Genomic DNA, 12,188 nt, shown 5'->3' with positions numbered 1-12,188 from the left:
GGGCTGAACATGAGGTTTCCTGCTGCCGCGCTTCTCGCCGTGGCTTTCTTTGCCGGAACGGCACAGGCACAGACACCGCAATCCGTCGTCGAACTTCTGGCCGCCGGCTACGACATCATCAACGTGTCGCCGATCGCCGAAAGCTATGCGGTCTTCCTGGAGAAGGACGACACGGTCGTCATCTGCCAGGTCGGCTTCAAGGACGGCGCCTTTTCCACCGACAGGTGTTATCCGCTGAGTAAATGAGGGCCGGAAACGGCGATGGCGCCAATGGCGCCATCGCTCCCCTCTGACGGGCGGTCTTGCACTCTCCTCCTGGCGCGTGCCGCCCGCGAAACGGCGTCATCGCTGCTCGTCGACGACGATCTTGCGATAGAGATGCCAGGTGGCATGGCCGAGGATGGGCATGATCACGGCGAGCCCCACGAAGACCGGGATGGAGCCGACGACCAGCAGCGCGGCGACGATCAGCCCCCAGCAGGCGACCGGCACCGGGTTCACCAGCGTGGCGCGCAGCGAGGTCTCGATGGCCGCCACGGCGCCGACATCCCGGTCGAGCAACAGCGGAAACGCGATCACCGTCGTCGCCAGCACGACGAGCGCGAAGCAGAAGCCGATCGCATTGCCGGCCAGCATCAGGAGCAGCCCGTTCTCCGAGCCGAAGACGGAGGCGAGGAACAGGGCGAGCGACTGCGGCGGCTCCGGCCCGAACAGGCTGGTATAGAGCAGCTGCGCGAAGACCAGCCAGGCGATGAACAGCGCCATCAGCATGGCGCCGACGGCAAGGATGGATGGCAGGGCCGGCGAGTTGCGCACCTCCAGCGCATGGCGCCAGGAGGCATCCATGCCGCGCTCGCGCCGCCGGCTGATCTCGTAGAGGCCGATGGCGAAGAACGGTCCGAGCAGCGCAAAACCGGCCACCAGCGGAAAGATCAGCGGCAGCATGTTGGCGCCGGAGCTCCAGGTGACGAGCACCACGCCCGCGATCGGATAGATGAGGCTGAGGAAGACATAGTGGGACGGCTTGGCGCGGAAATCGTCGAAGCCGCGGCGAAGCGCATCCATCACGTCGGGAATGCCGATCCGCCGGATCGCCGGGCGCGCCACCATCTGGTCGTGGCCTGCCATCACATGAAATGTCGTCATGACAATTCCTCCTTGCCGGTTCGGGACCGTCTCGGCGCGCACGTGGAGGGCGATCGTCCGCCAGCACGGCGTGCCGTGATTGGCATTGAAGGGGACGAATCATACACCCGGGGGGATGATTTGTCCCTCCCCCTTGACTTCAGCACTTCGTGAACGCACATGCCGGCGCATGAAAACCTCAGAAGCAGAAATCCTCATCATCCCCGGATACACCAATTCCGGGCCCGAGCATTGGCAGAGCCGCTGGCAGTCCAAGCTCGGTTCGGCGCGGCGTGTCGAGCAGGCCGAATGGTCCAAGCCCGTGCGCGAGGACTGGGTGCAGCGCGTGATCGAGGAGGTCGCGGCCGCCAGCAAGCCCGTCGTGCTGGTCGCCCATTCGCTGGGCGTGGCGGCGGCGATCCACGCTGCCCCGCATCTCGGCAACAAGGTGGCCGGCGCCTTTCTCGTCGCGCCGCCCGATGTCGCCAACGAGGGCATCCGGCCGAAGCACCTGATGACCTTCGGCCCCTATCCGCGTGAGCCGCTCTCCTTCCCCTCGCTCGTCGTTGCGAGCCGCAACGATCCCTTCGGCACCTACGAGCATGCCGACGACATCGCCGCCGCCTGGGGCGCGCTGCTGCTCGATGCGGGAGAGGCCGGGCATATCAACACGGAGTCCGGCCATGGTCCCTGGCCGGAGGGCACGATGGTCTTCGCCCAGTTCCTGAGCCGGCTCAAGGCGCCCGAATGACGGGCGCCTCCCGGCCCCATTAAGAGGAATTTCATAGAAATCCTGCACGCTGGCCCCGTTGAGTTCCAAGCAGGCGCCGCGTTTCATGGCCAAACCATCCGGTTCGACCTCCATTGCCGTGCATGAAACGGAGCGCGAGCCGTTTTATCGCCGGCTTTTCGCGCGGTCCGGATTTGGTTTCGCCGCACTCGATGCCGAGGGGCGCATCATCGAGGCGAACGGGACGTTCCTGCGGTCCTTCGGCGTCACCTGTCTTTCCGCCCTTCCGCCCTTTCCGGACTGCGTCTCGCCTAGGGACAGCGCCGTCCTTGCCTTTGCGATGCGCCCGAGCCTTGCCGAGCAGGCGCCGTGGGAGCTTCGCCTGCAGCGGCCGGACGGCGGGGAATTCTGGGTTCTGGCGTCCTTCGTCGAGCCCCCGGCCCTGCCCGGCGAACCCGTCGCGCCCGCCCTCATCGTCCAGATCACGGATGTCGACGAGCGCAAGCGCAACGCGCTCGAGCTGGCGGAGCGGGAAAGCCGCTGGAACCATGCGCTCGAATCCGCCGGCCAGGGTGTCTGGGACCACGATTTCGCGCGCGGCGACCTTTTCTATTCCCGCCAGTGGCGGGCGATCCGCGGCCTGCGGCCGGACGAGCCGATCGATTCGTCCCTGGAAGGCTGGCTCCAGTCCGTGCATCCCGACGACCGGGCGCATGTCCTGGAGGAGATCCGCAAGCAGGAAACCGGCCAGACGCCGTTCAACGTCTTCTGCTATCGCGAGCGCCACAAGGACGGCCGCTGGGTCTGGATCGAGAGCCGCGGCGCCGTCGTCGATTACGGCCCGGACGGCAAGCCGAGCCGCATCGCCGGCACCGACACGGACATAACGGAGCGCAAGGAGGCGGAAGAGCGCCTCGCCCAGATGTCCCGCCGCCTGGAACTGGCGCTCGACGTGTCGCGCATCGGCGTCTTCGAGGTCAATCTGAGAACCGGCGACGTGCGCTGGGACGACCGCATGATCGAAATGTACGGCCTGACCGGAGAGCCCGACGAAGGCACCTGGGAACGGGCGCTCCATCCGCAGGATCGGCGCAAGGCGACGGCGCGGGTCAGCGACAGCCTCTTCCAGAGCCAGGATTTCGCCAACGAGTTCCGCATCATCCGCGGCGACGGGCAGATCCGCCACATCCGCGGCCGCGCCGCGCCCTATGTCGACATGACGGGCGTGCCGCACCTCATCGGCGCCAACTGGGACGTCACGGACGACATGCGCCTTCGCGAGGAGCTGCAGCACGCCAAGGACCTGGCGGAGGCGCGCAATGCGGAACTGGAGGCCGCCCGGGCGCGGATCGAATATACCGCCCTGCACGATCACCTGACCGGCCTGCCGAACCGCCGCTTCCTGGACGCCACCATCGAGGCGGCCGCGCAGGAGGCGCGGCGATCCGGCAGCCGCCTTGCCGTGCTGCATATCGACCTCGACCGCTTCAAGGAGATCAACGACACGCTCGGGCACCTTGCCGGCGACCAGATGCTCGTCCACGCCGCCGGCGTGCTCAACGAGCTGAAAGGCCCCGGTGATTTCGTCGCCCGCATCGGCGGCGACGAGTTCGTCTTCCTGTCGACCGGCTCTGCCGGGCGCAACCTCGCCATGCTCGCCGAGGCGATCGTGTCGGCGATGCGCAAGCCCGTCACCTTCAACGGCCATATCTGCCGCTTCGGCGCGAGCGTCGGCATCGCCAGCCAGTCGGGCGAGGCCATCGATGCCAAGCAGCTCCTCGTCAATGCCGATCTCGCGCTCTATCGCGCCAAGAACCGCGGGCGCAGCCGGCATGAATTCTTTACCAGCGATTTCCAGGCGCAGATCATCGTCAACAAGCAGACGGCCGACGAAATCCTCACCGGCATCGAGCAGCAGCGCTTCCTGCCCTATTACCAGCCGCAGTTCTGCGCCCGCACGCTCGACGTCGTCGGCGTCGAGACGCTGGCGCGCTGGGACCATCCGACCCGCGGCATCCTGGCGCCGGATGCTTTCCTGAAGATCGCCGAAGATCTCGACTGCGTCGCGATGATCGACCGGATCGTGCTCGAGAAATCGCTCGCCGACTATGCCGGCTGGCGGGCGCTCGGCCTCGGCATCGAGAAGATCTCGGTCAACGTCTCCTCCAAGCGCCTGCACGACCCGGAGCTCGCGCGCTCGCTGCACACGCTGGCCATCCGCCCGAAATCCCTGTCCTTCGAGCTCCTGGAATCGATCTTCCTCGACGATTGCGACCGCATCGTACTGGAAAACCTCGCCGAGATCCGCAAGCTCGGCATCGATATCGAGATCGACGATTTCGGCACCGGGCATGCCTCGATCGTCAGCCTGATGAAGCTCTCGCCGCGCCGGCTGAAGATCGACCGGCAGCTCGTCAAGCCGGTCAGCCGCTCGCCCGGCCAGCGCAAGCTCGTCGGCACGATCGTCGAGATCGGCCGCTCGTTGAACATCGAGGTCGTCGCCGAAGGCGTCGAGACGCCGGCCCATGTCGCCATCATGCGCGATCTCGGCTGCGACATCCTGCAGGGCTATGCGCTCGCCCGGCCCATGCCGGCGGAGGCCATCGCGGATTTCGTGCGGCGCCAGGAATGGCGCCAGCCGGGCGGCGGCGCACGCGACCTCCAGAACGAGGTGCGCCGGGCCGCCGGCGGCTAGAACGAGAAAAGCCGCCCGGCAAGCCGGACGGCTTTCGATGATACGGCCTGACGGCGAAAGGCCGGTCAGCCCACTTCGAGCTGCGCGATGGCAACGGCCAGGAGCTCGATCATCTGGACGCGGATTTCGTCCTCGCTGCGGGCGATGCCGGCAGCGTCGAAATCGGCCTTGATCTTGCGCACCACGTCCTCATGGCCGACTTCCTCGAAATCGGCGGCGACGACTTCCTTGGCATAGGCTTCCGCCTCGCCGTCCGTCTTGCCGAGCAGGCCGGCGGCCCACAGGCCGACCAGCTTGTTGCGGCGTGCTTCGGCCCTGAAGCGCAGCTCCTCGTCCAGCGCGAACTTGGCCTCGAAGGCCTTTTCCCGATCCTGCATGCTGGTCATCTATGGCTCCCGTAGATTCTCTGACCCGTTAGGCTTTCCGCCCATAAATCAAAACAACGGCAAAAGTGCAATGCGAACTTTCGTGAGGTCCGAACTTCCCGGAAAACGGGGGATCGGCCGTGACAGCGATTGTTAAACTGCGGCATTTCGTTTATGGGAGCGCAAACGAACGACACCTGCGCGACCCAAGCGCGCCAACAACAGAGACAAAATCCATGAACCGTCGCCGCCGTATCTACGAGGGCAAGGCCAAGATCCTGTACGAGGGTCCCGAGCCGGGCACGCTGATCCAGTTCTTCAAGGATGACGCGACCGCCTTCAACAAGAAGAAGCACGATGTCATCGACGGAAAGGGTGTGCTGAACAACCGGATCTCCGAGTACATCTTCACCCAGCTCAACAAGATGGGCATCCCGACCCACTTCATCCGCCGGCTCAACATGCGCGAGCAGCTGATCAAGGAAGTCGAGATCATCCCGCTGGAAGTGGTCGTGCGCAACGTCGCCGCCGGCTCGCTCTCCAAGCGCCTCGGCATCGAGGAAGGCACCGTGCTGCCGCGCTCGATCATCGAATTCTATTTCAAGGCCGATGCGCTGGAAGACCCCATGGTCTCCGAGGAGCACATCACCGCCTTCGGCTGGGCGAGCCCGCAGGAACTCGACGACATCATGGCGCTCGCCATCCGCGTCAACGACTTCCTCTCCGGCCTCTTCCTCGGCGTCGGCATCCAGCTCGTCGATTTCAAGATCGAGTGCGGCCGCCTCTACGAAGGCGACATGATGCGCATCATCATCGCCGACGAGATCTCGCCGGACAGCTGCCGCCTCTGGGACATCGCCACCCAGGAGAAAATGGACAAGGACCGCTTCCGCCGCGACATGGGGGGCCTCGTCGAAGCCTATCAGGAAGTGGCCCGCCGCCTCGGCATCATCAACGAGAACGAGCCCGTGCGCGGCACCGGCCCGGTTCTGGTGAAGTAACACGCCTTCCAAGGATGGACAGACAGACATGATCAAGGCACGCGTAACGGTTACGCTGAAAAACGGTGTTCTCGACCCGCAGGGCAAGGCGATCGAGGGCGCCCTCGGCAGCCTCGGCTTCGACGGCGTCGGCCAGGTTCGTCAGGGCAAGGTTTTCGATCTGGAGCTCGCGACCGCCGACCGCGCCAAGGCCGAGGCCGACCTCAAGGCCATGTGCGACAAGCTGCTGGCCAACACGGTAATCGAGAACTATACTATCGCCCTCGCCTGACGGTTGAAGGAGATGGCAAATGGCGGATGCGACACACGACCTGCTCCATGAATTGCTGAAGAGCTTTCATGTCCGCATGGACAAGTTGGACAGGGGTTTGGCCGACCTCCGCAGCGAGATGATCACGATGCGCGGAAACATCGTGACCATCCAGCAGGATGTGCATCACATCTATTCGCGCCTGGACCGCGTGGACCAGCGCCTCGACCGTATCGAAAACCGCCTCGAACTGCGTGAACTCGCCGAGGCCCAGGCAAGGTTTGAACCACACCCATGAAGTCCGCCGTCGTCCAACTTCCCGGCCTCAACCGTGACCGCGACATGATCGCGGCGCTGACCAAGATCTCCGGCCAGGCGCCGGTCACCGTCTGGCAGACGGAAACGGAGCTGCCGGATGTCGACCTGATCGTCATCCCGGGCGGTTTCTCCTACGGCGACTACCTGCGCTGCGGGGCGATTGCCGCCCGCATGCCCGTCATGCAGGCGATCAAGGCGAAGGCCGAGGCCTGCGTGAAGGTGCTGGGCGTGTGCAACGGTTTCCAGATCCTGCTTGAATCCGGCCTCCTGCCCGGCGCGCTGATGCGCAACGCCTCGCTGAAATTCGTCTGCCGCGAGGTGAAGCTCGAAGTCGCCAATGCCGAGACCGACTTCACCCGCGCCTATGAGAAGGGCCAGATCATCCGCTGCCCGGTCGCCCATCACGACGGCAACTATTTCGCCGACGCCGAGACGCTGGCCGCCATCGAGGGCAATGGCCAGGTCGTGTTCCGCTATGCGCAAGGCACCAACCCGAACGGCTCGATCAACGACATTGCCGGCGTGATGAACGCGAAGGGCAACGTGCTCGGCCTGATGCCGCACCCGGAAAACCTCATCGAGGCCGCCCATGGCGGTTCCGACGGCCGCGGCCTCTTCGCCTCGGTGCTCGACGTAATCGCCGCTTAACCGGTCGTTGTTATCAAGGGCGCATGTCCGTCCCCGAAAGGCTTTTCATGCGCCCGCTTCTTCCCGCCAAGCTCGTCCTGCCGCTTCTCGCCGCCGCGGCGCTTGCCGCGTGCCAGGCGAAAACCCCGGCGCCGCAGGTCCGTGGCGGCGCCCTGCCGACCATGGAGCGCGTCGCGCTCGCGGCGAACAGCTGCTGGTTCAAGTCGGGCGACCCGGCCTTCAAGGCCTATCGCCTCGCGCCGGAGCTGAACTCCTTCTCCGGCCGTCCGCGCATCCTCGTCGTCCACCGCAATTCGCCGGAATCGCGCCCCCTGCTCGTCGTGCAGGCGGAGGGCAACCCGGCCAGACTCGATGCCTTCGGCCCGATGATGGGCGAGGCCGTCGGCCCGCGCATCGCGACCGACGTCAAACGCTGGGCCGCCGGCGGCAAGGGCTGCTGACCCCGGCCGTCAATCCCAATAGATCGACTTGCGGATTTCCCGCGTCGCTTCGGCACGGCTGACGCCGATGTCGCGGAGCTGTTCATCCGTCATTTCCACCAGCGCGTGGCGCGTGCGCCGCGTGACGCTCCAGGCGCGGCCTGCGCGCCAGGCGCGATGCAGCATCGCGCGCAGGCCGCCAGGCCTGCCGGATTCTGCCGCGGTGAATATTGTATCGATTGCCATGGTCGTCTCTCCTGAAGCGTCACAAGCTCTCGTGACAAACGGTGCATTCAGGAAATAATTGACTCTCATTGCGGTGCAATCTAAGAATTGGCACCATGACAAATTGGCTTCCCGATCTCCAGGCCTCCGACGGCCCGCTCTATGTGCGCATTGCCGACCAGATCGAGCAGGCGATCAGCACCGGCGCGCTCGCCTCCGGCAGCAAGCTGCCGCCCCAGCGCAACCTCGCCTACGACATCGGCGTGACCATCGGCACCGTCAGCCGTGCCTATACGATGGTGCGCGAGCGGGGCCTCGTCAGCGGCGAGGTCGGCCGCGGCACCTATGTGCTCGGCTCGAAAGAGGATGCCGATCCGGCGGCCATGGATCCGGTCAGCGCCCGGCTGGTCGGCACCCGCGCGGCGAATGCACCGCCCGGCAAATTGCGCTTCGACACGACGGCCGCCACCGATGTCGGCCAGTCGACGGCGATCACCGACATCCTCACGGACATCTGCCGGGAGCAGGCGAACGAGATCGCCAGCTATACCCGGAATTTCCCGCTGCAATGGCTGGAGGCCGGGCGGCGCTGGTTGAGGCGGGACGACTGGCAGCCGGCGATCGAGAGCATCGTGCCGACGCTCGGCGCCCATGCCGCCGTCATTGCCGCCGTCTCGGTCATCACCGCACCCGGCGACCGCATCGTCTTCGAGCATGTCACCTATTCGCAGGTGAGCCGCGGCACCGCCCTCATCGGCCGCCAGACGGTGCTCGTCGAATCGGATGCCCACGGCGTGATCCCGGAGGATTTCGAGCGCGTCTGCGTGCAGCAGCATCCCAAGCTCGCCTTCCTGATGACGTCGGGTCAGAACCCGACGCTCGCCATCATGCCGGAGGATCGCCGCCGCGCCATTGCCGCCATCGCCCGGCGGCACAATGTCTTCCTCATCGAGGACAATCTCTATGGCGGCACGATCGATGCCGGCATTCCGCTCCTCGCCGAAATCGCGCCCGATCGGACCTTCCTTGTCGGGGGCCTCTCGAAGAGCGTGGCGGCGGGCGTGCGCGGCGGCTGGATCGCCTGTCCGCCGCACCTTGCCCAGCGCGTGCGCATCGCCCACAAGATGGTGAGCGGCGGCCTGCCCTACCTGCTCGCCGAACTCGGCGCCAGGCTGGTGCTGTCGGGCATGGCGGACGCCATCCGCGCGAAGGTCTCCGCGGAAGTCGAGGCACGCGAGGCGCATGCGCGGGAAATCCTCGCGGGGCTCGATTTCAACTCGCACCCCCGCGTGCCCTTCCTCTGGCTGAAGCTGCCGGACCCGTGGCTGTCCGGCACGTTCCGCCAGGCGGCCTTCGCCGAGGATATCCTCATCGACGACGAGGACGAGTTCAAGGCCGGCCGGTCGGAGAAGACGTTCTACCGCGTGCGCATCGGCCTGTCCTCGCCGGAGAACCGCGCGGATGTCGCGGCCGGCCTCTTACGGCTGCGCAGCCTCATCGCCCACGGCCCGACGGGTTACGACAGCCCGGCCTGAACAGGCCGTTTCGCCTGTGATTGCGGTCATTTTCCTGTCGCGCTGCCGGGCGGCATAGGTTAAAGAGACCGCAATCCTGCCCTCCACGACAAGACGAGCGACGATGACCATTTCGAACACCCGCCCGATCACCCCGGAGCTGATTGCCGCCCACGGGCTGAAGCCGGATGAATACGACCGCATCCTCTCGCTGATCGGCCGCGAGCCGACCTTCACCGAACTCGGCATCTTCTCGGCCATGTGGAACGAGCACTGCTCGTACAAGTCCTCCAAGCGCTGGCTGCGCACGCTGCCGACCAAGGGACCGCGCGTCATCCAGGGCCCCGGGGAAAATGCCGGCGTGGTGGATATCGATGACGGCGACTGCGTCGTCTTCAAGATGGAGAGCCACAACCACCCGTCCTATATCGAGCCCTACCAGGGCGCGGCGACGGGCGTCGGCGGCATCCTGCGCGACGTCTTTACCATGGGCGCGCGCCCGGTCGCGGCGATGAACGCGCTGCGCTTCGGCGCGCCGGACCATCCGAAGACCCGCCACCTCGTCTCGGGCGTCGTCGCCGGTGTGGGCGGCTACGGCAATTCCTTCGGCGTGCCGACCGTCGGCGGCGAAGTCGAGTTCGACCCGCGCTACAACGGCAACATCCTCGTCAACGCCTTCGCCGCGGGCCTTGCCAAGTCGAACGCGATCTTCCTCTCGGAAGCCAAGGGCGTCGGCCTGCCGGTCGTCTATCTCGGCGCCAAGACCGGCCGTGACGGCGTCGGCGGCGCCACCATGGCCTCCGCGGAATTCGACGAAACGATCGAGGAGAAGCGACCGACCGTGCAGGTCGGCGATCCCTTCACGGAAAAGTGCCTGCTGGAAGCCTGCCTCGAACTGATGCAGACCGGTGCCGTCATCGCGATCCAGGACATGGGCGCTGCCGGCCTTACATGCTCGGCCGTCGAAATGGGCGCCAAGGGCGACCTCGGCATCGAGTTGAACCTCGATCTCGTGCCGGTTCGCGAAGAACAGATGACGGCGTACGAGATGATGCTGTCGGAAAGCCAGGAGCGCATGCTCATGGTTCTCGAACCCGCCAAGGAAGAGGTCGCCAAGTCGATCTTCGTCAAGTGGGGTCTCGACTTCGCCATTGTCGGCTACACGACCGACGACCTGCGCTTCCGCATCCTGCACCAGGGCGAGGAAGTGGCGAACCTGCCGATCAAGGAATTGGGCGATCAGGCGCCGGAATACGACCGCCCCTGGCGCGAGCCGGGCAAGCCCGCGCCGCTGCCGGCCAACCTCGTCGCCGAACCCGCTGATTACGGCCAAGCCGTGCTGGCGCTGGTCGGCTCGCCGAACCAGTCGAGCCGCCGCTGGGTCTACGAGCAGTACGACACGCTGATCCAGGGCAATTCGCTGCAGATCCCGGGCGGCGATGCCGGCGTCGTGCGCGTCGAAGGCCATGCCACCAAGGCCCTCGCCTTCTCCTCCGACGTGACGCCGCGCTATGTCGAGGCCGATCCGTTCGAGGGCGGCAAGCAGGCCGTCGCCGAATGCTGGCGCAACATCACGGCGACCGGCGCCGAGCCGCTCGCCGCCACCGACAACCTCAACTTCGGTAACCCGGAAAAGCCGGAGATCATGGGCCAGTTCGTCAAGGCCATCCAAGGTATCGGCGAAGCCTGCCGGGCGCTCGATTTCCCGATCGTCTCGGGCAACGTCTCGCTCTACAACGAGACGAACGGCATCGCCATCCTGCCGACCCCGACCATCGCCGGCGTCGGCCTTCTGCCCGACTGGTCCGCCATGGCGAGGATCGGCGGTGCCAGGGACGGCGACCAGCTCGTGCTGATCGGCGTCGACGGCAGCCATCTCGGCCAGTCCGTATACCTGCGCGACGTGCTCGGCCTCGTCGACGGCCCGGCGCCGGAAGTGGACCTGCACGCCGAACGCCGCAACGGCGATTTCGTGCGCTCGGCCATCCGCAACGGCCAGGTCACCGCCTGCCACGACATCTCCTCCGGCGGCCTCGCCGTCGCGCTCGCCGAAATGGCGATGGCCTCGGGCAAGGGCATCAAGGCCAGCCTTTCGCAGGCCAACGGCCCGGCCCATGCGCTGCTCTTCGGGGAAGACCAGGCCCGTTATGTGCTGGCCGTCCCGGCCGATCTCGCCAACTTCCTGTGCGCCAATGCGGAAGGTGCGGGCGTGCCGTTCCGTCGCCTCGGCACCGTCGGCGGCGATGCGCTCGTGGTGGACGGCCTGCTGTCGCTGCCGATTGAACAATTGCGCGACACCCATGAATCGTGGTTCCCTGACTTCATGGACGGCAACGGCACCGCCGCTGCCGCCGCGGAATAAGATAAGGGAGCAGTTCACATGCCTATGTCACCCGGCGATATCGAAGACATGATCAAATCCGGCATTCCCGGAGCGAAGGTGGTCATCCGCGATCTTGCCGGCGACGGCGATCACTACGCCGCCGAAGTCGTCGCGGAAGCCTTCCGCGGCAAGACCCGCGTGCAGCAGCACCAGATGGTCTACGACGCGCTGAAGGGCAATATGGGCGGCATCCTGCACGCCCTCGCCCTGCAGACCTCGATCCCGGATTGACCGATCCATGGCCGATCTCATCAAGGAACTCGTCAGCGGCGTGGTCGATGCAGCCCTCAAGGAGGTGCTGAAGAAGACCGGCGTGCGCAAGGCCTCGACGAAGCGCACGCGCCGCAAGACGACGACGACGCGCAAGAAGGCGTCCGGCGGGCTCCTCGGTGACATCCTCGAGGCCGTGCTGAAGCCGGAAAAGAAACCGGCGAAGCGCCCGCGCAAACAGGTGAGCCGCCGTCGCACGGCGGCAAGCCGCAGCCGCCAGCGCAGCCGCTGATCGGAAAAATTCA

Annotated in this window: 15 protein-coding genes; 12 read left to right on the top strand and 3 right to left on the bottom strand. The window is 66.0% G+C overall.

Going from position 1 to position 12,188, the window contains the following annotated elements:
* Nucleotides 1-9: 9 nt before the first annotated feature.
* Entirely contained in the window at nucleotides 10-246 is a 237-nt protein-coding gene (locus MUU56_RS00745) for a hypothetical protein (RefSeq protein WP_244765447.1), read from the top strand.
* A 96-nt stretch (nucleotides 247-342) separates the two neighbouring features.
* Here the strand turns inward: MUU56_RS00745 and MUU56_RS00740 are convergent, their stop codons facing one another.
* A complete protein-coding gene (locus tag MUU56_RS00740; RefSeq protein WP_244765446.1) occupies nucleotides 343-1,146 on the bottom strand; it encodes a DUF2189 domain-containing protein in 804 nt (267 codons plus the stop codon).
* A gap of 169 nt (nucleotides 1,147-1,315) precedes the next feature.
* Between MUU56_RS00740 and MUU56_RS00735 the strand changes: the two genes are divergently transcribed.
* Entirely contained in the window at nucleotides 1,316-1,876 is a 561-nt protein-coding gene (locus tag MUU56_RS00735) for an RBBP9/YdeN family alpha/beta hydrolase (protein ID WP_244765445.1), read from the top strand.
* A gap of 85 nt (nucleotides 1,877-1,961) precedes the next feature.
* Nucleotides 1,962-4,550 (top strand): sensor domain-containing protein, encoded by a 2,589-nt coding sequence (locus MUU56_RS00730; protein WP_244765444.1) that lies wholly within the window; start codon nucleotides 1,962-1,964, stop codon nucleotides 4,548-4,550.
* Between the two features lie 65 nt (nucleotides 4,551-4,615).
* On the opposite strand, the gene MUU56_RS00725 is transcribed toward MUU56_RS00730, so the two are convergent.
* Entirely contained in the window at nucleotides 4,616-4,936 is a 321-nt protein-coding gene (locus tag MUU56_RS00725) for a DUF1476 domain-containing protein (protein ID WP_244765443.1), read from the bottom strand.
* Nucleotides 4,937-5,151: 215 nt separating this feature from the next.
* On the opposite strand from MUU56_RS00725, the gene purC reads away from it, so the two are divergent.
* The 5 genes from purC to MUU56_RS00700 are packed head-to-tail and all read left to right on the top strand — an operon-like array spanning nucleotide 5,152 to nucleotide 7,572.
* The gene (gene purC, locus MUU56_RS00720; protein ID WP_064330132.1) at nucleotides 5,152-5,916 is read left to right on the top strand and encodes a phosphoribosylaminoimidazolesuccinocarboxamide synthase; all 765 of its coding nucleotides are present in this window, start codon (nucleotides 5,152-5,154) and stop codon (nucleotides 5,914-5,916) included.
* A gap of 28 nt (nucleotides 5,917-5,944) precedes the next feature.
* Nucleotides 5,945-6,187 carry a phosphoribosylformylglycinamidine synthase subunit PurS gene (purS, locus tag MUU56_RS00715; RefSeq protein ID WP_023517061.1) on the top strand — a complete coding sequence of 81 codons (243 nt, stop codon included), beginning with the start codon at nucleotides 5,945-5,947 and terminating at the stop codon, nucleotides 6,185-6,187.
* A gap of 19 nt (nucleotides 6,188-6,206) precedes the next feature.
* Nucleotides 6,207-6,464, top strand: a complete 258-nt coding sequence (locus tag MUU56_RS00710; protein ID WP_244765442.1) for a hypothetical protein — start codon at nucleotides 6,207-6,209, stop codon at nucleotides 6,462-6,464.
* Nucleotides 6,461-7,132: a phosphoribosylformylglycinamidine synthase subunit PurQ gene (gene purQ / locus MUU56_RS00705; protein WP_244765441.1), complete on the top strand. Its 672-nt coding sequence runs from the start codon at nucleotides 6,461-6,463 to the stop codon at nucleotides 7,130-7,132. Before MUU56_RS00710 ends, purQ begins: the two co-directional genes overlap by 4 nt.
* Before the next feature lie 47 nt (nucleotides 7,133-7,179).
* Nucleotides 7,180-7,572 (top strand): hypothetical protein, encoded by a 393-nt coding sequence (locus MUU56_RS00700; protein WP_244765440.1) that lies wholly within the window; start codon nucleotides 7,180-7,182, stop codon nucleotides 7,570-7,572.
* A gap of 9 nt (nucleotides 7,573-7,581) precedes the next feature.
* Here MUU56_RS00700 and MUU56_RS00695 read toward each other — a convergent pair whose 3' ends face one another.
* A complete protein-coding gene (locus MUU56_RS00695) occupies nucleotides 7,582-7,797 on the bottom strand; it encodes a DUF1127 domain-containing protein (protein WP_244765439.1) in 216 nt (71 codons plus the stop codon).
* Between the two features lie 95 nt (nucleotides 7,798-7,892).
* Between MUU56_RS00695 and MUU56_RS00690 the strand changes: the two genes are divergently transcribed.
* The 4 genes from MUU56_RS00690 to MUU56_RS00675 all read left to right on the top strand — a co-directional run bounded on the left by MUU56_RS00690 (nucleotide 7,893) and on the right by MUU56_RS00675 (nucleotide 12,175).
* Nucleotides 7,893-9,311 (top strand): aminotransferase-like domain-containing protein, encoded by a 1,419-nt coding sequence (locus tag MUU56_RS00690; RefSeq protein WP_244765438.1) that lies wholly within the window; start codon nucleotides 7,893-7,895, stop codon nucleotides 9,309-9,311.
* Nucleotides 9,312-9,414: 103 nt separating this feature from the next.
* Entirely contained in the window at nucleotides 9,415-11,652 is a 2,238-nt protein-coding gene (purL, locus tag MUU56_RS00685) for a phosphoribosylformylglycinamidine synthase subunit PurL (RefSeq protein ID WP_244765437.1), read from the top strand.
* 18 nt (nucleotides 11,653-11,670) lie between these two features.
* Nucleotides 11,671-11,904, top strand: coding sequence for a BolA/IbaG family iron-sulfur metabolism protein (locus tag MUU56_RS00680; RefSeq protein WP_064330139.1), 234 nt, complete (start codon nucleotides 11,671-11,673; stop codon nucleotides 11,902-11,904).
* 7 nt (nucleotides 11,905-11,911) lie between these two features.
* Nucleotides 11,912-12,175, top strand: coding sequence for a hypothetical protein (locus MUU56_RS00675; protein ID WP_244765436.1), 264 nt, complete (start codon nucleotides 11,912-11,914; stop codon nucleotides 12,173-12,175).
* Nucleotides 12,176-12,188 lie beyond the last annotated feature (13 nt).

This window comes from Shinella yambaruensis, assembly GCF_022899355.1.
Classification (GTDB): Bacteria; Pseudomonadota; Alphaproteobacteria; order Rhizobiales; family Rhizobiaceae; genus Shinella; species Shinella yambaruensis.
Note: the sequence above shows the minus strand (reverse complement) of the source record. Positions and strands in the feature narration are given on the sequence as shown.